Genomic DNA, 20122 nt, shown 5'->3' with positions numbered 1-20122 from the left:
TAGCTCGCCACCCTGTCAAGGTGGAGGTCGCGGGTTCAAGTCCCGTCGGGATCGCCGCAGTGCGAGAGGCCCGGAACCGTCAGGTTCCGGGCCTCTCGCTTTTTGCCGTCCGGCTCCACTACCCCGGACCGGCCACCTCCCACAAGTGACGGAGCGCGTGACGGTCGTCACCAGCCCTCCCCGAAAACCGGGTGCGGCACGCCCTGCCCAAGGAACCCTTAATTTAATATGTAAAATTGCACTTCTATTCACTGTAAATCCCCCCCGCCCCTCATGCATCAAATCGTTATCCGGAGTTCAGCATTCCGACAGACCGGCGGGCACACGGGGGTACGACAAAAGGGGCCGCTTACCGGACCCGGCGGAGTCCGGTAAGCGGCCCCTTTAAAGAGCCTTTGGCCTATCAGGCCTCAGTGCGCTGAGCCGGAATCCCGGCCAGCAGAGCGCGCACCTCCGCCTCACGGTAACGGCGGTGACCGCCGAGCGTGCGAATCGACGTCAGCTTGCCGGCCTTGGCCCAGCGGGTGACCGTCTTCGGGTCCACGCGGAACATGGTGGCAACCTCTGCCGGCGTCAGCAGCGGCTCAGCATCAGGGGTACGAGCGGTCATGAGCGGCCTCCTCGGGAGAACCGAACCAGGGCGGTTCTATCCTTCAAATTCTGCACCTTGGCCCGCGATGCCCGAAATGGCATAGACGGGCCGAGTCGGTTATAGGACGAACGGCTTGTCCTGGTGTCTACAACTACACCATCCGTCCAGCCCTATCGACCAAACCGCCAAAATTGACCCCTCACGGGTTCAAGGCCGACGGATGGCGATGGACCACCCCATAACGGACAGTCACGTGACGATGACGTCAGGTTACGAAGGGACCAGACCCTCCGTTTCCCCGCAAAGCACGCATCGACTCCAGAACCACCCAAAAGTGGGCACGCTCACGTGAAGTTGGGCTGGTTGTCCCATTTTTGCACATAGGGGTAAGTTCGCGTCAACGGTGAGTAGTGTCACGTTCGGCAGCTATTGACCCGAACCGGGACCTTGGTCATCGGCGCTGCGGTCCCTAGGACTCTTACAGTCATACACGGGCGGTCGGACGTCAGTTCGCGTACCGCAACGCCAGCACCCGCCGCCACCGCACCGTCAGTTCCTCGTGGACCCGCAGCGCCTCCGCGGTGTCCCCCGCCCGCAGTGCGCGCAGCCCCTCCTCCAGCTCCCCCGCCGAACGGTCCGCCAACAACCGCTCCGGCCCCAGCAGATGCACCAGCCCCCCGTAGTCCAGTTCCACCAGCGAGCGCGGATGGAACTCCTCCAGCCACCGCCCGACCCGCTCCGCCCCCCGTGCCAGCTCCCCCTCCGGCACCGCCTCGCGCAGCGCCCGGTAGGCCCGCGCCACCCGTCGGCGCGCCTGGGCCATCGGCACCAAGTAGAACAGTGCGGCCGGCCGGCCGCCCCGCTGCCCCTCGCCTCCCGGCACCTCACCACCCGGCACCCCACCACCCGGCACCCCACCGCCCGGCGCCGCCGCGCCGCCGGGCACGAAGCAGCGGTCCTCGTCCCCGAACGGCAGGAACCAGCGCACCGGCACCTCCCAGCGGCTGGTGAGGATCCACGGCCGGGCGTCCGGGTGCTCCGCCCGCCAGCGCTCCCGGTCCGCCTCCGCGGCCGCCCGGGTCGCGGGCGGCAGCGCGGTGTCCAGCAGCGCCACCGGCGCCCCGGCCCGCAGCTCCTCCAGCGCCTGCCAGCTGCGCAGCCTGGTCGCCCACGGGCAGACGTACAGCACGCCGTCCACCACCCGCAGGTACGCCCGCCCGCTCTCCCGCTCCGGCAGCGCCCGGGGCGTCCGCGCGACCAGCTCCGCGAGCGCCTCCCGCTGCTCCTCCAGCACCGCCGCCGCGACCGGCTGCGCCGCCTCCCCGGCGTCCGGCCCGCGCTCCGCCGCGTAGGCCTGCCAGCGCGCCCGCTCGGGCTCCGGGTAGGCGGCCAGCGGCTCGTAGACCCGCAGGTGGGCGGCGTAGGGCGGCTGTACGGCAGTACGCACGACGGTCACGTCCTGCATGGTCGCACGGGCCGCGCGGGCCCGGGAGGGCGCGACCCCGAACCGTTCGCACCCCGACCGTGCACCCCCTTTCGTCTCACCCCTCGGACAACCGGCACAAGCTCGGACAAGAGGGCGGATCCGAGACGCCCACCCGACTACGCTTCGCCTTAGGCGCCCGCACCACAGCAGCGGGCCTTCGATACTGGAGTCACCACAGTGACCGACGTACAGACCCCCGCCTCGCACCCCGCACCCGGCGTGCTCAGCAGGATCTTCCGTACCGAACAGGACGGCGCCCCCGGCGACGGCCACGAGCAGGTCGTCCTGTGCCACGACCGCAGCTCGGGTCTGAAGGCCATCATCGCCATCCACTCCACCGCCCTGGGCCCGGCCCTCGGCGGCACCCGCTTCTTCCCGTACGCCTCCGAGGAGGCGGCGCTGGAGGACGCGCTGAACCTCTCCCGCGGCATGTCCTACAAGAACGCGCTGGCCGGGCTGGACCTCGGCGGCGGCAAGGCCGTCATCATCGGCGACCCGAACAAGGACAAGAACGAGGCGATGCTCCGGGCCTACGGCCGCTTCGTCGAGTCCCTGCGCGGCCGCTACATCACCGCCTGCGACGTGGGCACCTACGTCCAGGACATGGACGTCATCGCGCGCGAGACCGAGTTCGTGACCGGCCGCTCGCCCGAGCACGGCGGCGCCGGCGACTCGTCCATCCTGACCGCCTTCGGCGTCTTCCAGGGCATGCGCGCCACCGCCCAGGCGCGCTGGGGCCAGCCGACGCTGCGCGGCAAGCGGGTCGGCGTCGCGGGCGTCGGCAAGGTCGGCCACTACCTGGTCGGCCACCTGGTCGCGGACGGCGCCACCGTCGTCGTCACCGACCCCTTCGAGGCCGCCGTCAACCGCGTGCGCGCGGCCCACCCGGACGTGGAGGTCGTCGCCGACACCGACGCCCTGCTCCAGGCCAAGCTGGACGTCTACGCCCCCTGCGCCCTCGGCGGTGCGCTGACCGACTCCGTCGTCGCCGCGCTGGGCGAGTTCGGCACCTCGATCGTCTGCGGCGCGGCCAACAACCAGCTGGCCCACCCCGGCGTCGAGAAGGACCTCGCCGACCGCGGCATCCTCTACGCCCCCGACTACCTGGTGAACTCGGGCGGCGTCATCCAGGTCGCCGACGAGATCGACGGCTTCAACTTCGAGCGCGCCAAGAACAAGGCCACCAAGATCTTCGACACCACCCTGGAGATCTTCACCCGGGCCGCCACCGACGGCATCCCGCCGGCGGTCGCCGCCGACCGCCTGGCCGAGAAGCGGATGCGCGAGATCAGCGCGCTGCGCACCGTCCTGCTCCCGGGTGCCCGCCGCGGCTGATCCCGCCGCCGCGACCGACCCCGGATGCGCGGGGGGCTGCCACCGCGGCCCCCCGCGCATCACGATGTGGAACCGGATTCTCACTTCTGCGCCCGATCGGGTGATCCAACGCCCCCTAAGGGGGGATAATCGGTCCTGGAACGACGGACCCAAGACACCTCTGGACAGCGCGCAAATCGCCGCAAAACCTCCCCTGACCTGGGAAGACCTGGTCTCGGGTGCGGTCGGTGCGCGCCACGTCACACCGACGACGTACCGTCCAGCGGCGGAAACAGGTACCGTTAATGCTCCAAGGGACGGTCCTCCCATTCGGGCAGGCCGGTCCTGATCATGAACACGTGTCAGACTCGGGGCCGTGAGCCCCATCGTTGAGGGGGTCGACCCATGGGGCGCGGCCGGGCCAAGGCCAAGCAGACGAAGGTCGCCCGCGAGCTGAAGTACAACAGCGGCGGGTTCGACGCTAACCGTCTGTCCAACGAGCTGGGCGTATCGCCGTCCACCGCTTCGATCGACCCTGAGCCGATCGAGGAGGAGGAGGACGACGACCCGTACGCGGAGTACGCCGCCCGCTACGCCGACCTCGACGACGAGGACGACAACGAGCCGGGCACCGGGGCCTCGCAGGCCTCCCGCCGCTCGTAACAACAGCTTCGCCGGACCGGTCCGGGCGCCTGGGCGCCGGGCCGGTCTTCGGCGTTCCCGCTGACGGGAAGGGCTCGCGCCGGCCCTCGGACGACCTGCACGGGATGCGAGAGGGCCCCTCCGGCGACCGGAGGGGCCCTCTCGTCGTCCGGTCCGGATCAGACCGTCCGGAAGCCCTCGTAGGCGTTGTAGAGGGCCGCGCCGCCCTCGTGCTCGTCGGTGCGCTCGACGATGTCGCCGAGCAGCCAGGCCTCGACGCCGCGGTCCTCCAGGATCGACAGCACGGCGTCCACCGAGTGCGGCGGGACGACCGCGACCATGCCGACGCCCATGTTGAGCGTCTTCTCGATCTCCAGGGTGGCCACGTTGCCGACCTCGGCGACGGTCCGGAAGACCGGCAGCGGGGTCCAGGTGCCGCGGTCCAGGCGGGCGTGCAGGCCGTCCGGGACGACCCGGGCCAGGTTGGCCGCCAGGCCGCCGCCGGTGACGTGCGAGAACGCGTGGACCTCGGTGGCGCGGGTGAGCGCCAGGCAGTCCAGCGAGTAGATCCGGGTCGGCTCCAGCAGCTCCTCGCCGAGGGTGCGGCCGAACTCCTCGACCTTGCGGTCCAGCTTCCAGCCGGCCTCGTTCAGCAGCACGTGGCGCACCAGCGAGTAGCCGTTGGAGTGCAGGCCGGAGGCCGCCATCGCGATGACCACGTCGCCGGCCCGGACCCGGTCCGCACCGAGCAGCGCGTCGGCCTCGACGACACCGGTGCCGGCGCCCGCCACGTCGTACTCGTCCGGGCCCAGCAGGCCGGGGTGCTCGGCGGTCTCGCCGCCGACCAGGGCGCAGCCGGCCAGCGCGCAGCCCTCGGCGATGCCCTTGACGATCGAGGCGACCCGCTCCGGGACTACCTTGCCGACGCAGATGTAGTCGGTCATGAACAGCGGCTCGGCGCCGCACACCACCAGGTCGTCGACGACCATGCCGACCAGGTCGTGGCCGATGGTGTCGTGCTTGTCCATGGCGGCCGCGATGGCCACCTTGGTCCCGACGCCGTCGGTGGCCGAGGCCAGCAGCGGGCGCTCGTAGTTCTTGAAGGCGGAGACGTCGAACAGGCCGGCGAAGCCGCCGAGACCGCCGACCACCTCGGGGCGGTTGGCCTTCTTCACCCACTGCTTCATGAGCTCGACGGCGCGGTCGCCCGCCTCGATGTCGACACCGGCGGCGGCGTAGGTGGCGCCACCGGGGGTGTGACGCGAAGCGTCTCCGTGAGGGGTGGCGGGGGGCGACGGGTGGGAGGTCACTGCGGTGCGGCCCTTCCGGGTCAGGTGGGGGGTGGTTCGGAACAGCGGGGGCTGGAACGACGGTGGGGCCCCGGGTTCCGGGACCCCACCTGAGTCACTACGGGCGGCGCAGCGCGTCGGCCGCGCCCGCCCCGCCGAGCAGCGACTGGACGCCGTCCAGGTCGCTGCCGCTGGTCGGCTTGCCGCGGACGGCCGGCTGCTGCTGGCCGCCCTTGATCTCGGCCTCCAGCAGGAGCTTCCCGAGCAGCGCCGGGTCCGGCAGCTCCATCGGGTACTCGCCGTCGAAGCAGGCCCGGCAGAGCTTGTCCTTGGGCTGCGTGGTGGCCTCGATCATGCCGTCGATCGAGATGTAGGAGAGCGAGTCGGCGCCGAGGGTGCGACCGATCTCCTCGATGGTCATGCCGTTGGCGATCAGCTCCGCGCGGGTGGCGAAGTCGATGCCGAAGAAGCAGGGCCACTTCACCGGCGGCGAGGAGATCCGGATGTGCACCTCGGCGGCGCCGGCCTCGCGCAGCATCTTCACCAGCGCGCGCTGGGTGTTGCCGCGGACGATCGAGTCGTCCACGACCACCAGGCGCTTGCCCTGGATGACCTCGCGCAGCGGGTTGAGCTTGAGGCGGATGCCGAGCTGGCGGATGGTCTGGCTGGGCTGGATGAAGGTGCGGCCCACGTAGGCGTTCTTCACCAGGCCGGAGCCGTACGGGATGCCGCTGGCCTCGGCGTAGCCGATCGCGGCGGGGGTGCCGGACTCGGGCGTCGCTATCACCAGGTCGGCCTCGACCGGGGCCTCCTTCGCCAGGCGGCGGCCCATCTCCACGCGGGAGAGGTGCACGTTGCGGCCGGCGATGGAGGTGTCGGGGCGGGCCAGGTAGACGTACTCGAACACGCAGCCCTTGGGCTTGGCCTCCGCGAAGCGGGAGGTGCGCATGCCGTTCTCGTCGATGGCGATGAGCTCGCCGGGCTCGACCTCGCGGATGAAGGAGGCGCCGCAGATGTCGAGCGCCGCCGTCTCGGAGGCGACCACCCAGCCGCGCTCCAGCCGGCCGAGCACCAGCGGGCGGATGCCCTGCGGGTCGCGGGCGGCGTAGAGGGTGTGCTCGTCCATGAAGACGAGCGAGAACGCACCCTTGACCTTGGGCAGCACGACCTTGGCCGTCTCCTCGATGGAGAGGTCCGGGTGGCCGGCGAGCAGCGCCGTCACCAGGTCGGTGTCGTTGGTCGCCGCAGTCCGGCCGGAGCGCGAGACGTGCTCCTCGCCGGGCAGGTCGGCGACCATGGCCGCCAGTTCGGCGGTGTTCACCAGGTTTCCGTTGTGCCCGAGGGCCAGCGAACCGTGCACGGTCGCCCGGAAAGTCGGCTGGGCGTTCTCCCAGACCGAGGAACCGGTGGTCGAGTAGCGGGCGTGTCCGACGGCGATATGCCCGTGCAACGACCCCAGGGAGGCCTCGTCGAAGACCTGGGAGACGAGTCCCATGTCCTTGAAGACGAGAATCTGGGAGCCGTTGCTCACTGCGATGCCCGCGGATTCCTGACCGCGGTGCTGCAGGGCGTAAAGGCCGAAGAACGTGAGCTTGGCGACCTCCTCGCCGGGAGCCCAGACACCGAAGACGCCGCAAGCGTCCTGGGGGCCTTTCTCGCCGGGAAGAAGATCGTGGTTGAGTCTTCCGTCACCACGTGGCACGCCTTCGAGTCTAGGGCAGTTGGCACGGGCTTCCGGAACCCGGGATGCCGGGATTGTCGGGCGGTCGATGAGTAACGCGCGTAGACAAAACCCCTTACGGGGTGGGGATTTCGGCCCGGCGGAATTCCCGCGGGTGGCGGTTGGCCTTGTGGTTCGCGCCTGTTGGGGAGTTCCGTGTGCGGAGCGGCGGGTATCGGGGTGCAGCCGAACGTGAGCCTGCTCACCCGGCGTTCACCGCGGCTTCACGCGGCCGGGAGCAGCAGTCCCCAGGCGCCCGGGTGCACCGTCCAGGTCCGGGCGCGGACCGGGCCGACCGGGTGGCCGTCCGCCTCGTAGCCGAATCCGCGGCCGGCCACCGAGACGCTCGCCGCCCGGGCGCGCACCAGGGCGCCGGAGACCCGGACCACGACCTCCATCTCGCCCGTGCCGTCCGAGGCGCCGGACGGCAGGGTGACCTGGACCAGCCGGACCGGGCGGTGGACGTCGGCGAGCAGCCGGCCGTCGGCCTCGACCCGGACCCGCGGGCTGCGGTCGGTGCTCTCCGGGGTGAGTGCGTTCGCCTGCTCGGCCGCAGCCAGTTTCGCCCATAGCGAACGCCAGCCACCCGTACGGCCCGCCAGCCGGCGCGCGCCGCCGCCGGTGATCCGCACCCCGCCCAGCGCCACCCCGCCGCCGTCGTCCACCAGCAGGTCCAGCCGGCGCGGCGCACCCGACAGCACCGCCCGCGCGGCCCGCACCGGCTCCCCCGGCACGCCGAGCGCGCGGGCCGCCGCCAGCTCCTCCGTGCGACCGACCGGAACCATCCCCACCGGTTCCGCGCCCAGCTCACGCTGCCGATGCAGCGCCTGCAGCACCCGCTGCAAGGCGAGGTCGGAACCGATCACCACCGGTCGCCGCCGACCCCGGTGCGAAAGCACCCGGTCGAGTTCGGAAGGGTTCTCCGGGTAGACCACCTTGACGTCCGCACCCCCGCAGAGCACGTCCCTCGCGATCCGCACCGACTCGCCGTCGGTCTGCCGGGCCACCGGGTCGAGGAGCAGCAGGAGCGGCTCGGAGCCGCCGGTAGCAGGCGTGGACAGGGACGACACGACCGGTCCTTCCTCAGGTAATCTCTCGGTGCAAGAGCCCCTTGCGCCATTGCGCCAGGGGCTTCGTCTATCTCGGGGCAGACTGCGGCCTACGCAGGATGCCCCAACCGGAAGGGGTGTACGCCTGTGCCGGCACTCGTGCTCGTTGGCGCTCAGTGGGGGGACGAGGGCAAGGGGAAGGCCACCGACCTCCTCGGCGGCTCCGTCGACTACGTCGTCCGCTACCAGGGCGGCAACAACGCCGGACACACGGTGGTCATCGGCGACCAGAAGTACGCCCTGCACCTGCTCCCCTCCGGAATCCTCAGCCCGAACGTCACGCCGGTGATCGGCAACGGCGTCGTGATCGACCCGGCCGTGCTGCTCTCCGAGCTGGCCGGCCTCAACGAGCGCGGCATCGACACCTCCAAGCTGCTGGTCTCGGGCAACGCCCACCTGATCACGCCGTACCACCGGACCCTGGACAAGGTCACCGAGCGCTTCCTCGGCAAGCGCCGGATCGGCACCACCGGCCGCGGCATCGGCCCGACCTACGCGGACAAGATCAACCGCGTCGGCATCCGGGTCCAGGACCTGTTCGACGAGTCGATCCTGCGCCAGAAGATCGAGGCGGCGCTGCACGACAAGAACCAGATCCTGGTCAAGCTGTACAACCGCCGCACCATCCCGGCCGACCTGGTGGTCGAGGAGTACCTGGGCTACGCGGAGAAGATCAAGCCGTTCCTCGCCGACACCACCCTCGTCCTGGACGAGGCGCTGAAGGCGGACAAGGTCGTCCTGCTGGAGGGCGGCCAGGGCACCCTGCTCGACGTCGACCACGGCACGTACCCCTTCGTGACCTCGTCGAACCCGACCGCGGGGGGCGCCTGCACCGGCGCCGGCATCGGCCCCACCAAGATCGACCGGGTCATCGGCATCCTGAAGGCCTACACCACCCGCGTCGGCTCCGGCCCGTTCCCGACCGAGCTGTTCGACGCGGACGGCGAGGCGCTGCGCCGGATCGGCGGCGAGCGCGGTGTCACCACCGGCCGCGACCGCCGCTGCGGCTGGTTCGACGCCGTCATCGCGCGCTACGCGACCCGGGTCAACGGCCTCACCGACTTCTTCCTCACCAAGCTCGACGTGCTGACCGGCTGGGAGCAGATCCCGGTCTGCGTCGCGTACGAGATCGACGGCAAGCGCGTCGAGGAGCTCCCCTACAACCAGTCGGACTTCCACCACGCCAAGCCGATCTACGAGACGCTGCCGGGCTGGAGCGAGGACATCAGCAAGGCCAAGTCCTTCGCCGAGCTGCCGAAGAACGCCCAGGCGTACGTGAAGGCGCTGGAGGAGATGTCGGGCGCGCCGATCTCCGCCATCGGCGTCGGCCCGGGCCGGGACGAGACGATCCAGATCAACTCGTTCATCTGAGCCTGATCGCCCGGGCCTGATCGCCGCTCGATCACCGGAGGGCCCCGCGGGATTCGTCCCGCGGGGCCCTCTGCTTCGCCCACGCGCGGGAATTTGTACTAGTGCAGAAACCTATTGCGCCTAGTGCAGAGCGGCGCTACGTTCGGATCATGACCGCGAAGCTGCCCACGCCCGTCACCCTCACCGGCCGCCACATCCGCCTGGAGCCGCTGGAGCGCCGCCACCTCGCCGGCCTCTGGGCCACCGTCGGCTCCGACCCCGAGGTCTGGCGCTGGACCATGACCCTCCCGCCCGCCTCCGAGGAGGAGCTCGGCAGGATCCTCGACGCCCGCATCGCGGAAGCCGCCGCCGGCACGTCGGTGCACTTCACCGCCGTCGACCTCGCGAGCGGCACCGCCGTCGGCATCACCGGCTACCACGACTTCGGCGCCGCGGACGAGTCCGTCGAGATCGGCGGCACCCTCTACGCCCGCTCGGTGTGGCGCACCGCGGTCAACACCGAGGCCAAGCTGCTGCTGCTCACCCACGCCTTCGAGGACCTGGACATGGGGCGCGTCTTCTGGAAGACCGACGCCCTCAACGAGCGCTCCCGCACGGCGATCCTGCGCCTCGGCGCACAGTTCGAGGGCGTCCTCCGCCGCCACCGCCTGCGCCCCACCGGCACCTGGCGGGACAGCGCCTACTTCTCGATGCTCGCCGACGAGTGGCCGCCCGCCAAGTCCCGCCTGGAGGACCGGCTTTCGCGGGGCTGACCGCTGGGCCGACGACGGGACCGACGGCAGGGCCGACGGCGGCTCAGGCCGCCGGCAGGCCGGTCGAGGTGCCGTCGTCGGCGCGGGGCAGGGCGGCGGACCGGCCGCTATTTCCGCTCGCCGCCGACGGAATGGCCGGCCGCGATCCCGCGCTTCGCCGGGCGGGGTTCGCGGGGCTGGAGGGTGACCAGCCAGACCAGCCAGCCGACGAAAAGGACCGCGAGGAGGAGTACGGACAATGCGGCGACCAGGAGCGCATTCACGGGGATACGGAAATGCGGCGGGAAGGGTGGGGACGTCGGGGAAGACGGAGAGGCGAGGGAAGGGGCATGGCTGTCTCCGGTCGGTGATGTCGGGTGCCGTGACCATGCATCTGGTGTGTCATTACGGCTGATTGACACTTGTTTAGACGGCAACAAGTCAGTGAGTGACACGGACGACCATAGGGTCAGGGTGCCAGAGTTGCTACCGAGCGGGAGAACGTTCACTCCATCGTGGGGTATCCCCCATTTCGGTAGCTAGGCCCCGGTATGCGCGGCACACTTCACCGGAAGCATCGACCGCAGCCGCGATCCGGAGAAGAGAGTCATGCCACCCCGCTTGTCGCCGACCGTGCGCCAGCAGCGCCTCGGGATCGAGTTGCGCAAGATGCGCGAACACGTGGGCGTGACGCCCAAGACCCTGGCCGCCACCATCGGCACCGACCTGCCCAAGATCTCCCAGATGGAGAACGGGAAGTCGGGCATCAGCGCCGAGCGCCTGCGGATCTGGGCCCACACCTGCGGCTGCGAGGAGGGCCCGTACCTCGACGCGCTGCTCGCGATGACGCAGGACCGGCGCAAGTACTGGTGGGACGGTTACCGCGGCCGGCTGCCCGGCGCGATCATCGACATCGCGGAGATGGAGCACCACGCGGCCTCCCTGTCCATCCTGAACAGCACCTTCATCCCCGGCCTGTTGCAGACCCCGGCGTACGCCGCCGCGGTGTTCGAGCGCCTCCCCCCGCAGTACCGGCAGGAGGCGGACGTCCGGAAGGCATTCCGGATTCGGCGCCAGCAGATCTTCGTCGACCACCCGAAGCCGTACAGCGCATTCCTGCACGAGTCCGCCCTGCGCATGCAGTTCGGCGGTCCGGAAGTGCTGCGCGAGCAGTTGCGCAGCCTGTCGGAGAATTCCGAGCGGCCCGGTGTGGAGATCCGGGTGATCCCGTTCAGCGTCCCCACCTACACGGGGTCCGGGGAGAGCCTCTACCTCGCCCGCGGGCCGGTCCCGGAGCTCGACACCGTCCAGATCGACCTCTCCCACGGTCCGAAGTTCGTGCACTCCGAAGCGGAATTGGACTCCTACCGCCGGATCAAGGAGAAGACCGCGGCGATCGCGCTCGGGCCGGACGAGTCCCGGGACTTCATCCGGACCTTACGGAAAGACTTCTCATGAGCATGTGGCGCAAGGCGTCGGCCAGCGGAGAGAGTACCGACTGCGTCGAGGTCAGGGCGGCGGGCGGGCTGGTGGAGATCCGCGAGTCGGACCGGCCCGAGGTGGTCGTGCGCACCACGCCGCGCAAGTGGGCCGCCTTCGTGCGCGGGGTGAAGGCCGGGGAGTTCGACCGGTACGGCGACCTCCCCCGGCCGTGAAGCCCGCCGTCGACCCGGACGTGACAACGGCCGTCCGGACCCGCGGCGGCGGTAGGCTTGGCAGCCCACAGTGGACCCCTGCGCCTGGCACAGCACCCCGGGTGGGGTGCGCGTGCGGGAGAAATCGGAGCATCCGAGGATGGCTCGGCACCTGATCACCAGCGCCCTTCCCTACATCAACGGGATCAAGCACCTGGGCAACATGGTCGGGTCCATGCTCCCGGCGGACGTCTACTCCCGCTACCTGCGCCGGCGCGGCCACGACGTGCTGTTCATCTGCGCCACCGACGAGCACGGCACCCCCGCCGAGCTGGCCGCCAAGGACGCCGGGCTGCCGGTCGCCGAGTTCTGCGCCCGGGCGCACGACGCGCAGAAGGCGGTGTACGACGGCTTCGGGCTCTCCTTCGACCACTTCGGCCGCAGCTCCTCGCCGCAGAACCGGGAGATCACCCAGGAGATCGCCCGTGAGCTGCAGCGCAACGGCTTCATCGAGGAGCGAGCGATCCGCCAGGTGTACTCCAACGCCGACGGACGCTTCCTGCCGGACCGCTACATCGTCGGCACCTGCCCGCACTGCGGCTACGACAAGGCGCGCGGCGACCAGTGCGAGAACTGCACCCGGGTGCTCGACCCGACCGACCTGCTGGAGCCGCGCTCGGCGATCAGCGGCAGCTCCGACCTGGAGGTCCGGGAGACCAGGCACCTGTTCCTGCTCCAGTCGAAGCTGACCGAGGAGGTCGAGGCCTGGGTCGCCGCGCACGGCGACGAGTGGCCGGTGCTGGCCTCCTCGATCGCCCGCAAGTGGCTGACCGAGGGCCTGCAGGACCGCGCGATCACCCGCGACCTGGAGTGGGGCGTCCCGGTGCCCGCCGACGTGTGGCCCGAACTGGCCGCCGAGGGCAAGGTGTTCTACGTCTGGTTCGACGCCCCGATCGAGTACATCGGCGCCACCAAGGAGTGGGCGGACGCCGCCCCGGCCGGGCAGCTGCGGGACTGGAAGTCCTGGTGGTACGAGGCCGACGAGACCGTCCGCTACACCGAGTTCATGGGCAAGGACAACGTCCCGTTCCACACGGTGATGTTCCCGGCGACGATCCTCGGCTCGCGCCGCCCGTGGAAGACGGTCGACTACGTCAAGGCCTTCAACTGGCTGACGTACTACGGCGGGAAGTTCTCCACCAGCCAGAAGCGCGGCATCTTCAGCGACGTCGCGCTGGAACTGCTGCCCGCCGACTACTGGCGCTACTTCATGATGGCGCACGCGCCCGAGTCGGACGACTCCAGCTTCACCTGGGACCTCTTCGCCTCGGTGGTCAACAAGGACCTCGCCGACACCCTCGGCAACTTCGTCAACCGGGTGCTCACCTTCAGCCGCAAGCGCTTCGGCGACGACGTCCCCGGCGGCCACCCGGCCGGCGAGGCCGAGCAGCGCCTCGGCGAGCAGGTCGCCGGGCTGCTCGCCGAGTACGAGACGCAGCTGGACGCCCTCAACTTCCGCAAGGCGGCGCAGGCGCTGCGCGCGCTGTGGAGCGCCGGCAACGCCTACCTGGACGAGAAGGCGCCCTGGCTGCAGGTGAAGACCGACCCGGAGGCGGCGGCGCTCACCCTGCGCACGGCGATGAACCTGATCCACCTGTACGCGGTGGTGTCGGAGCCGTTCATCCCGGCCGCGGCGGCGGCCATGCGCGGGGCGTTCGCGCTGCCCGCGGACTCCCCGGCGTCCACCCGCAGCTGGGTGGGCCGCGAGGAGGCGCGGGCACTGGACCTGGTGCCGGCCGGGACGGCGTTCACCGTGCCGCCGGTGCTGTTCGCCAAGATCACGGACGAGGACCTGGCGGCCTGGACGGCGCGCTTCGGCGGCTCGGAGGGCTGAGGACCGGCACGACGCGGCAGGGCCCGGAGGATCACCTCCGGGCCCTGCCGCGTCCGGTGCGTGGCAGCCGCGGGTCGGGGCCGTAGTGGCGGGCGAGCAGCTGCGCGGCCATCGCCGGGTCGAGGATCCGCCGGCCGTCCGCACCGCCCTGCGGGAGCTGGGCGACGTACTGGTCGAAGGGCTGCCCGGAGACCACCTCGACCAGGTAACCGGCGAGCGCCACACCGTAGTTGTCGGCCCTGACCGCGGCGGTGTCCGGCGGTGCGGGCGCACCGGAGCCACCCGCCGACGAACCGGCGCCACCCGCCGCCGGCCCGGTGGCGGACCCGCCGGCCGCGTGGGCCGGGGTGAGGCCGTAGAGGAAGAGGCCGAGGGCGACCAGGACAAGGATCAGGCGGATCAGCGGACGACGGACGACGGGGCGCTTGGCCATGGCGAACTCCCTGGACGGAAGGCGTGGTTGTGGAAGCTCGGAGACCCCGTGGCGGGCCGCTTCCCGATGCCAGGACACTAGGCCGGGGGCCGGACGCCGTGGCATGGTCCCTGGGCGTCGATCGGGGGGTGTACCCAGGTACCCCCGACAGGGGTCCGGGGACCAGTGATCCCCCCGGGGGAGTACGGCAGTCTGGGTGACCGAAGGGCAGGGACGGCGGCCGCGAGGCCGGCACCGAGGGGGAGGCACGGTCATGGACGGCACCGACGGCACCACGGTCGGGAACGAGGAGCGCGACACCCGGAGGGACCCGATCGACTTCCTGCGCATGGGCGTACGGGACATGCTGCGCAGCGCGGCGCTGTCCTGGTTCGCGCTCCCGCAGCTGCTGCTGTCCGTCGCCGCCTCCGTCACCGCGAGCCTGCTGGGCCTCGGCGTGGGCGCGCTGCTGGTGGTGCCGACCGCGATGCTGGTCCGCCGGCTCGCCGGGATGCGGCGGGAGCTGGCCGAGCGGTGGTCCGGCGTGCGGATCCCCGACCCGTACCTGCCGCAGCCCGAGGCCGAACCGGGCTTCCGCGGCGACTGGAAGCGCTGCCTGGCGCTGCTGGCCGACCCGGCGACCTGGCGGGACCTCGCCTGGCTGGTGGTCGACCCGGCGATCGGCGCCGGACTGGCGCTGGTCCCGATCGGGCTGGTGCTCTGGGGCGCGTTCGGCCTGCTGCTGCCGTGGCTCTGGGAGCCGATCGTCTCGGCCGGCGGCAACACCTGGTACCTGTGGATCCACGTGACCGACGCCGCGAGCGGCCGGCTCTCCGCCGTGTTCGCCGTCCCGCTCGCGCTGGCCGGCCTGGCCGTCGCGCCCGCCGTGCTGCGCGCCCACACCGCGCTCGCCAAGTCCCTGCTCGGTCCGAGCCCCCGTGCCGAGGCCCTGGCCGCCCAGCGCAAGGTCGCCCACCTGACCGAGACCCGGCGCGACGCGCTGACCACCCAGGCGGCCGAACTGCGCCGGATCGAACGGGACCTGCACGACGGCGCGCAGGCCCGGCTGGTGGCCATGGGGATGAACCTCGGCGTCGCCGAGCGGCTGGTCGAGCGCGACCCGCAGGCCGCCAAGCAGCTGCTCGCCGAGACCAGGCAGGCCTCCGCCAGCGCCCTCGACGAACTGCGCGACCTGGTCCGCGGCATCCACCCGCCGGTCCTGGCAGATCGCGGACTCGCCGATGCCGTACGGGCGTTGGGCATGAACAGCCCGCTGAACGCGACGGTCTCCGCCGAACTGCCCGGCCGCGCCGAGCCGCCGGTCGAGTCGGCCGTCTACTTCGCCGTCTCCGAAGCGCTCACCAACGCCGCCAAACACTCCGGCGCCGCCCGGGTCGACGTCCAACTCTGGTACGAGGACGGACTGCTGAAGGCCCAGGTGACCGACGACGGCGCCGGCGGCGCCGACCCCTCGCGCGGCACCGGCCTGCGCGGCATCGAACGGCGGCTTGCTACCTTCGACGGCGTCCTGGCCGTCCGCAGTCCGCTCGGCGGCCCCACGACCCTGACGATGGAGCTGCCGTGCGAGTTGTCCTCGCCGAGGACCTCTTCCTCCTGAGGGACGGGCTGGTCCGGCTGCTGCAGGCCTACGACTTCGAGGTCGTGGCCGCGGTGGACACCGGACCGGACCTCCTGCAGGCCCTCCTCACCGAGCGCCCGGACGTGGCCGTCGTCGACGTGCGGCTGCCCCCGACGTTCACCGACGAGGGCCTGCAGGCCGCCCTGGAGGCGCGGCGGCGGATCCCGGGGCTGCCGGTGCTCGTGCTCTCCCAGTACGTCGAGCAGCTCTACGCCAAGGAGTTGCTCGCCGACGGCAGCGGCGCGATCGGCTACCTGCTGAAGGACCGGGTCTTCGACCCCGACGAGTTCGTGGCGACGGTCCGGCGGGTGGCGGCCGGCGGCACCGCACTGGACCCGAAGGTGATCGCCATGCTGGTCAGCAACACCGAACGCACCAAGCCGCTGGACCGGCTGACGCCGCGCGAGCGCGAGGTGCTGGAGCTGATGGCCGAGGGCCGCTCGAACGGGGCGATCGCCGAGCGGATGGTGATCACCGAGCGGGCGGTGAAGAAGCACACCGCCAACATCTTCCTCAAGCTCGACCTGCCGCCCTCCGAGGAGGACCACCGGCGGGTGCTCGCGGTGCTGGCCTTCCTGGACGTCGCGCCCTGATCCGGCGCGTGAGCCGCTACCCGGCCGTCTCCGCGGCCAGCCAGTCCAGGTAGCCGGGACTGCCGGCCACCACCGGCACGGCGACCACCTCGGGCGTCGCGTACGAGTGCCGCCCGGCGACGAAGGCGCCGAGCCGGTCGGCCAGTTCGGCCCGGGTCTTGAGGTCGATCCGCCACTCCTCGGCGTCCTGCACCTCGCCCTCCCACCAGTACACCGACCGCACGGGGTACACCTGGGCGCAGGCCGCCAGCCGCTCCCGCACCACGGCGGACGCCAGGGCCCGGGCCTGCTCCTCGCTCTCGTGGGTGGTGGTCACCACGACGAAGCGCTGCTCGCTCGCTGTCATGCCCCGACGGTATCCCGGCCACCGCCGGCCGGACGGCCCGTGCGGAGCGGCCGTCCGGTGGTGGCGGCCCGGTGGCGGCTGCCCTTCGGGGCGGCCGTCACCGGGCGGCGGCGGTCAGGCCCGGCGGGCCGTGTGGACGGTCATGGCGGAGAGGTAGAAGGCGTCCGGGCGGTGGAGGATGCCGGTGGGGGCTTCCTCGTCGAGGAGGGCTTCGAGGGTGTCGCGGTCCTCCGGGAGGAGGCTGTCGGCGAGCTGGTCGTGCAGGCGCCGGAGCTGGGTGTGCAGGTACTCCCGGGTGGGGCGGTCGAGCGGGGCGGGGCGGTCGACCAGGATGGTGCGGGTGCCGCTCGGGGTCAGACCGGCGCGCTCCAGCATGGCCGGCCAGTCCTCGATCTCCGCGGTGCTGCCCGGCAGTTCGGCCCGCATGGTGCTGAAGCCGTCCTCGTGCGCCGCGTCCAGCCGGGCCTGGAACCCGGGCCGGCCGAGGCCGAAGTCCCGGGGCAGGAAGCGCGCGGGCAGGCCGCGCTCGGCGACGGCGAGCAGTCCGCCCGGCCGCAGCACCCCGGCGAGGGAGGCGAGCGCGGCCTGCTGGTCGCCCAGGTGGTGGATCGCGTTGCCGGACCAGATCAGGTCGGCCTCGCCGAGCTTGTCGAACTCGGCGGGCAGATCGACCTGCCGGGTGCCCAGCCGGCCGCCGGAGCGGATCCGGGCGCGCTCCAGCAGGGCGGCCGACTGGTCGACGGCCACCACCTCGGCCGTGGTGAAGGTGTCCGCCAGGATGCCGGCGATCACCCCGGGCCCGCTGCCGACGTCGAGGATCCTCCGGACGGCGCCGGCCGTCCCGTCGCCGGCCAGGCCGGACAGCCACCGCGCGGCCTCGGTGACCGCACCGGCGCGCAGGTCGGCCTCGTGCTCCAGGTGCGCGGCGAGCGCGTCCCAGTCGAAGTCGGCGGCGGGGACGTTCCCGTGGCCGTGGCCGTGCTGGTGCCCGTGCTGGTGGTGGTGCGAGGTCATGTCCGATCTCTCCGTTCGTGGGTGCCGAAGGCCTCCCCGCTCACGCGGGCACCGCGGCGCCGGACGCGCGGTGGGGGCGCGGTGCCCGTCCGCGGCCCTCCTCCGCCAGGCTGCGACCAGCCCCCGCCCGGCGGCAAGCCTTGTTGCCACCCCAGCAAATCGGCCCGTCCGCCGGACCACCCGGCCCAGCCGCCGGTGAACCCCGCTCGGCCCCGGTCCGCTCCGTCCGCCCCGGTCCGCTCCGTTCGCCCCGGTCCGCCGTCGGGGGCGGCGGGCCGGAGCAGCCGGGCGGGTCGGCCGCGTCCGGGCGGGTGCTACCCCCGTGGGGCGGCGAAGGAGTGGACGGTGACCGTGCGGCCGGAGGGCCACTGCTGCTCACCGCTGCCGAGGTGGGTCCAGCCGAGGCGGCGGTAGAGGGCCACGGCCGCGGTGTCGGTGGCCAGGACGTCGAGGACGGGGTGCAGGCCGAGCGCCCGCGCGTGCGCCACGGCGCAGGCGAGCAGGCGGGCGCCGATGTGGTGGCCGCGCGCCGCGGGGTCGACGTAGAGCCGGCCGATCACGGCGGCGAGTTCCGGACGGCCGCCGGTGCGGTGGCTCCACCGGGTGGGGGCGAGATCACCCGGGGCGCTGCGGGTGAGGCCGACGTGGCCGGCGAGCCGGCCGTCCGACTCGGCGATCCAGGCGGCCAGCAGGCCGTCCGGAGTGAGCCAGGCGGCGGGGCGGTCGGGCCAGTCGGCGGGGTACCCGTCGGCGCGGTGGACGTCGTCCAGCACCCGGACGCAGGCGACGAGGTCGTCACCGCGGCGCGGTCTGACCAGCACTCCCGCCCCGGACTGCGGAGAGTCGGACGCGACGACACTGGCGCGTTCTTCGAGGTCTGTCATGCCGGTACGTTACCGGCCGCCCCTCACCGTCGCAGCAGGTCGACGACCCCGGTCAGGTCCTCCTCGCCGACGCCGACCGCCAACCGGCGCTCCATCAACCGGAAGGGCCGGCTGCTGCCGGGCATCACCGAGAAGGTGCTGGCCGCGCACCTGCGCGAGACGGAGGCGCACGGCATCGTGCACCGGGAGGCGTACGACGAGGTGCCGCCCCGGGTCGAGTACGCGCTGACCGAGGCCGGTCAGCGCCTCAACACGGCGCTGGGGCCGTTGGGGGACTGGGGCGGGAACACGTCCTGGACGGGGCGCCGCACCCCTCGTAGCACGGCCGGGCACCCGTAGCAGCTGCGGCCGGGCCCCGCCCGGCCGCAGCTGCTACGCGATCGCGGCCGACACCACCGCCGCCACCGCGATGTTGCAGCTCGCCGACACCCACACCGCCGGGTGCGGCTCCGGCTCGACCAGGATCGCGCCGAGCTTGCCGGGCGTCAGCAGGTCCACCAGCCAGAACGCGACGGCCATCAGCACCAGCCCGAGCACGCCGTAACAGGCCGTCGAGATCAGGCCCTTGGCGAAGTCGGCGTAGGTGTACATGATCGCGGTGAACACGATGCCGCCGATGCCGAGCAGCGCGGAGCTGAGCAGGACCGCGGCGTTGCGGTTGCGCTCGACCCAGATCTGGTGGCCGAGCCGGCCGGGTGTGAGCACGTCCACCAGGCCGACGCCGAGGAGCAGCAGCACCACCCCGAGGGCTCCGTAGGCCGCCGCCGCGCCCAGCCCGTGCAGGATGTCGTTCATCGTGGTTCCAGCCCCCGGTCCGCTCTCGCCGTGCGCCCTCGACCGGCGGTCAGGGCCCCTCGACCGGCCTGGTCAAGGGGTGGCAAAAGATACCCCACACGGGTGAGAGGCGGACCGGGATCCGGAAACCCGGGACGGGTCAGTCCTCCTCGTGCGCCAGGTGGTCGACGCAGGCCGCGACGGCCAGCAGCAGCCCGGTGTCCGCGCCGTCCGCGATCTCCACCCCGTAGGTGTCCCGGATCCGGAACCACTTGCGGCTGATCCGGGCCAGCTCGTCGCCGTGGTCGTTCTCGATCCGGTAGTCCTTGTCGATCAGGTTGCCGTGGATCTTCAGCTCGCCGCCGGAGGCCAGGTCCACCAGGTACTTGTCGCGGAACGGCGTGAACAGCTTCTCCCGGACGGTCGCGATCACCTCGCCGTCGGCGTCCTCGATCTTCATCGCGTCGCGGACGGTGAGCATCTTCTCCTTGACCACCGCGACCACCCGGTCGTTCGCGTCCCTCAGCTCGAAGGTGTGCCGCAGCCGCAGCACCTTGCCGTCCACCAGGTACGCCTTGTGGCCCCGGTCGTCCTCGATCCAGTAGTCGTCGCCGACCGCGAACAGCTTCTCCCTGACCAGATACCGCACCGCAGGACCTCCTCCGTGTTGACGTCGGC

General features: G+C 71.8%; 21 protein-coding genes and 1 pseudogene. 10 read left to right on the top strand and 12 right to left on the bottom strand.

Annotated elements, in window-relative coordinates:
- Positions 1 to 403 precede the first annotated feature (403 nt).
- On the bottom strand, positions 404 to 610 hold the full coding sequence (gene bldC / locus ACIGG8_RS26130) for a developmental transcriptional regulator BldC (RefSeq protein ID WP_014137253.1): 207 nt from the start codon (positions 608 to 610) through the stop codon (positions 404 to 406).
- 487 nt (positions 611 to 1097) lie between these two features.
- On the bottom strand, positions 1098 to 2057 hold the full coding sequence (locus ACIGG8_RS26125) for a hypothetical protein (RefSeq protein ID WP_396551192.1): 960 nt from the start codon (positions 2055 to 2057) through the stop codon (positions 1098 to 1100).
- 198 nt (positions 2058 to 2255) lie between these two features.
- Between ACIGG8_RS26125 and ACIGG8_RS26120 the strand changes: the two genes are divergently transcribed.
- Together ACIGG8_RS26120 and ACIGG8_RS26115 are read left to right on the top strand one after the other, a co-directional pair.
- Positions 2256 to 3413, top strand: a complete 1158-nt coding sequence (locus ACIGG8_RS26120) for a Glu/Leu/Phe/Val dehydrogenase dimerization domain-containing protein (RefSeq protein ID WP_396551191.1) — start codon at positions 2256 to 2258, stop codon at positions 3411 to 3413.
- Positions 3414 to 3797: 384 nt separating this feature from the next.
- Entirely contained in the window at positions 3798 to 4055 is a 258-nt protein-coding gene (locus ACIGG8_RS26115) for a DUF3073 domain-containing protein (RefSeq protein ID WP_350523757.1), read from the top strand.
- A 158-nt stretch (positions 4056 to 4213) separates the two neighbouring features.
- Here ACIGG8_RS26115 and purM read toward each other — a convergent pair whose 3' ends face one another.
- From purM to ACIGG8_RS26100, 3 genes are all read right to left on the bottom strand, one after another.
- Positions 4214 to 5344: a phosphoribosylformylglycinamidine cyclo-ligase gene (gene purM / locus ACIGG8_RS26110; protein ID WP_396551190.1), complete on the bottom strand. Its 1131-nt coding sequence runs from the start codon at positions 5342 to 5344 to the stop codon at positions 4214 to 4216.
- 97 nt (positions 5345 to 5441) lie between these two features.
- Complete coding sequence (gene purF, locus ACIGG8_RS26105) at positions 5442 to 7025, bottom strand: amidophosphoribosyltransferase (protein ID WP_350523755.1); 1584 nt, start codon at positions 7023 to 7025, stop codon at positions 5442 to 5444.
- Positions 7026 to 7267: 242 nt separating this feature from the next.
- Complete coding sequence (locus ACIGG8_RS26100) at positions 7268 to 8113, bottom strand: diacylglycerol kinase (protein ID WP_396551188.1); 846 nt, start codon at positions 8111 to 8113, stop codon at positions 7268 to 7270.
- A gap of 126 nt (positions 8114 to 8239) precedes the next feature.
- Between ACIGG8_RS26100 and ACIGG8_RS26095 the strand changes: the two genes are divergently transcribed.
- Positions 8240 to 9523, top strand: coding sequence for an adenylosuccinate synthase (locus tag ACIGG8_RS26095; RefSeq protein ID WP_396551187.1), 1284 nt, complete (start codon positions 8240 to 8242; stop codon positions 9521 to 9523).
- A 149-nt stretch (positions 9524 to 9672) separates the two neighbouring features.
- Entirely contained in the window at positions 9673 to 10275 is a 603-nt protein-coding gene (locus ACIGG8_RS26090) for a GNAT family N-acetyltransferase (protein WP_396551185.1), read from the top strand.
- 107 nt (positions 10276 to 10382) lie between these two features.
- On the opposite strand, the gene ACIGG8_RS26085 is transcribed toward ACIGG8_RS26090, so the two are convergent.
- Complete coding sequence (locus tag ACIGG8_RS26085; protein WP_350523751.1) at positions 10383 to 10538, bottom strand: hypothetical protein; 156 nt, start codon at positions 10536 to 10538, stop codon at positions 10383 to 10385.
- 325 nt (positions 10539 to 10863) lie between these two features.
- Here ACIGG8_RS26085 and ACIGG8_RS26080 point away from each other — a divergent pair, with 325 nt between their 5' ends.
- The 3 genes from ACIGG8_RS26080 (at position 10864) to metG (ending at position 13782) form a co-directional block, all read left to right on the top strand.
- Positions 10864 to 11712 carry a helix-turn-helix transcriptional regulator gene (locus tag ACIGG8_RS26080; protein WP_350523750.1) on the top strand — a complete coding sequence of 283 codons (849 nt, stop codon included), beginning with the start codon at positions 10864 to 10866 and terminating at the stop codon, positions 11710 to 11712.
- On the top strand, positions 11709 to 11909 hold the full coding sequence (locus tag ACIGG8_RS26075) for a DUF397 domain-containing protein (protein WP_350523749.1): 201 nt from the start codon (positions 11709 to 11711) through the stop codon (positions 11907 to 11909). Before ACIGG8_RS26080 ends, ACIGG8_RS26075 begins: the two co-directional genes overlap by 4 nt.
- Before the next feature lie 139 nt (positions 11910 to 12048).
- Positions 12049 to 13782 (top strand): methionine--tRNA ligase, encoded by a 1734-nt coding sequence (gene metG, locus ACIGG8_RS26070; RefSeq protein WP_396551183.1) that lies wholly within the window; start codon positions 12049 to 12051, stop codon positions 13780 to 13782.
- Between the two features lie 31 nt (positions 13783 to 13813).
- Here the strand turns inward: metG and ACIGG8_RS26065 are convergent, their stop codons facing one another.
- The gene (locus ACIGG8_RS26065; RefSeq protein ID WP_396551181.1) at positions 13814 to 14215 is read right to left on the bottom strand and encodes a hypothetical protein; all 402 of its coding nucleotides are present in this window, start codon (positions 14213 to 14215) and stop codon (positions 13814 to 13816) included.
- Positions 14216 to 14468: 253 nt separating this feature from the next.
- On the opposite strand from ACIGG8_RS26065, the gene ACIGG8_RS26060 reads away from it, so the two are divergent.
- Positions 14469 to 15812 carry a sensor histidine kinase gene (locus ACIGG8_RS26060; protein WP_396551179.1) on the top strand — a complete coding sequence of 448 codons (1344 nt, stop codon included), beginning with the start codon at positions 14469 to 14471 and terminating at the stop codon, positions 15810 to 15812.
- A complete protein-coding gene (locus ACIGG8_RS26055; RefSeq protein ID WP_350523745.1) occupies positions 15776 to 16426 on the top strand; it encodes a response regulator transcription factor in 651 nt (216 codons plus the stop codon). The genes ACIGG8_RS26060 and ACIGG8_RS26055 overlap by 37 nt, the downstream gene beginning before the upstream one ends.
- Positions 16427 to 16442: 16 nt before the next feature.
- On the opposite strand, the gene cutA is transcribed toward ACIGG8_RS26055, so the two are convergent.
- The 3 genes from cutA to ACIGG8_RS26040 all read right to left on the bottom strand — a co-directional run bounded on the left by cutA (position 16443) and on the right by ACIGG8_RS26040 (position 18670).
- The gene (gene cutA, locus ACIGG8_RS26050) at positions 16443 to 16772 is read right to left on the bottom strand and encodes a divalent-cation tolerance protein CutA (protein ID WP_396551177.1); all 330 of its coding nucleotides are present in this window, start codon (positions 16770 to 16772) and stop codon (positions 16443 to 16445) included.
- Between the two features lie 114 nt (positions 16773 to 16886).
- Complete coding sequence (locus tag ACIGG8_RS26045) at positions 16887 to 17786, bottom strand: class I SAM-dependent methyltransferase (protein ID WP_396551175.1); 900 nt, start codon at positions 17784 to 17786, stop codon at positions 16887 to 16889.
- Positions 17787 to 18100: 314 nt separating this feature from the next.
- A complete protein-coding gene (locus ACIGG8_RS26040) occupies positions 18101 to 18670 on the bottom strand; it encodes a GNAT family N-acetyltransferase (protein ID WP_396551173.1) in 570 nt (189 codons plus the stop codon).
- Between the two features lie 108 nt (positions 18671 to 18778).
- On the opposite strand from ACIGG8_RS26040, the pseudogene ACIGG8_RS26035 reads away from it, so the two are divergent.
- Positions 18779 to 19009 (top strand): annotated as a pseudogene (locus ACIGG8_RS26035) (winged helix-turn-helix transcriptional regulator); the annotation flags it as partial.
- Positions 19010 to 19042: 33 nt separating this feature from the next.
- Here ACIGG8_RS26035 and ACIGG8_RS26030 read toward each other — a convergent pair.
- Positions 19043 to 19465: a DUF350 domain-containing protein gene (locus tag ACIGG8_RS26030; RefSeq protein WP_350523740.1), complete on the bottom strand. Its 423-nt coding sequence runs from the start codon at positions 19463 to 19465 to the stop codon at positions 19043 to 19045.
- A 139-nt stretch (positions 19466 to 19604) separates the two neighbouring features.
- Positions 19605 to 20093 carry an LURP-one-related family protein gene (locus ACIGG8_RS26025; protein WP_350523739.1) on the bottom strand — a complete coding sequence of 163 codons (489 nt, stop codon included), beginning with the start codon at positions 20091 to 20093 and terminating at the stop codon, positions 19605 to 19607.
- Between the last annotated feature and the right edge of the window lie 29 nt (positions 20094 to 20122).

Origin of the sequence: Kitasatospora sp. NPDC085464 (genome assembly GCF_044541955.1) — a bacterium.
GTDB lineage: Bacteria > Actinomycetota > Actinomycetes > Streptomycetales > Streptomycetaceae > Kitasatospora.
Note: the sequence above shows the minus strand (reverse complement) of the source record. Positions and strands in the feature narration are given on the sequence as shown.

Excerpts from the sequence above, each read along its gene's own strand:
- ACIGG8_RS26125 (WP_396551192.1), bottom strand. The coding sequence starts at position 2,057 with ATGCAGGACGTGACCGTCGTGCGTACTGCCGTACAGCCGCCCTACGCC.
- ACIGG8_RS26045 (WP_396551175.1), bottom strand. The coding sequence starts at position 17,786 with ATGACCTCGCACCACCACCAGCACGGGCACCAGCACGGCCACGGCCAC.
- ACIGG8_RS26090 (WP_396551185.1), top strand. The coding sequence starts at position 9,673 with ATGACCGCGAAGCTGCCCACGCCCGTCACCCTCACCGGCCGCCACATC.
- ACIGG8_RS26040 (WP_396551173.1), bottom strand. The coding sequence starts at position 18,670 with ATGACAGACCTCGAAGAACGCGCCAGTGTCGTCGCGTCCGACTCTCCG.
- ACIGG8_RS26065 (WP_396551181.1), bottom strand. The coding sequence starts at position 14,215 with ATGGCCAAGCGCCCCGTCGTCCGTCGTCCGCTGATCCGCCTGATCCTT.
- ACIGG8_RS26115 (WP_350523757.1), top strand. The coding sequence starts at position 3,798 with ATGGGGCGCGGCCGGGCCAAGGCCAAGCAGACGAAGGTCGCCCGCGAG.
- ACIGG8_RS26075 (WP_350523749.1), top strand. The coding sequence starts at position 11,709 with ATGAGCATGTGGCGCAAGGCGTCGGCCAGCGGAGAGAGTACCGACTGC.
- cutA (WP_396551177.1), bottom strand. The coding sequence starts at position 16,772 with ATGACAGCGAGCGAGCAGCGCTTCGTCGTGGTGACCACCACCCACGAG.
- ACIGG8_RS26080 (WP_350523750.1), top strand. The coding sequence starts at position 10,864 with ATGCCACCCCGCTTGTCGCCGACCGTGCGCCAGCAGCGCCTCGGGATC.
- ACIGG8_RS26030 (WP_350523740.1), bottom strand. The coding sequence starts at position 19,465 with ATGAACGACATCCTGCACGGGCTGGGCGCGGCGGCGGCCTACGGAGCC.
- bldC (WP_014137253.1), bottom strand. The coding sequence starts at position 610 with ATGACCGCTCGTACCCCTGATGCTGAGCCGCTGCTGACGCCGGCAGAG.
- ACIGG8_RS26060 (WP_396551179.1), top strand. The coding sequence starts at position 14,469 with ATGGACGGCACCGACGGCACCACGGTCGGGAACGAGGAGCGCGACACC.
- metG (WP_396551183.1), top strand. The coding sequence starts at position 12,049 with ATGGCTCGGCACCTGATCACCAGCGCCCTTCCCTACATCAACGGGATC.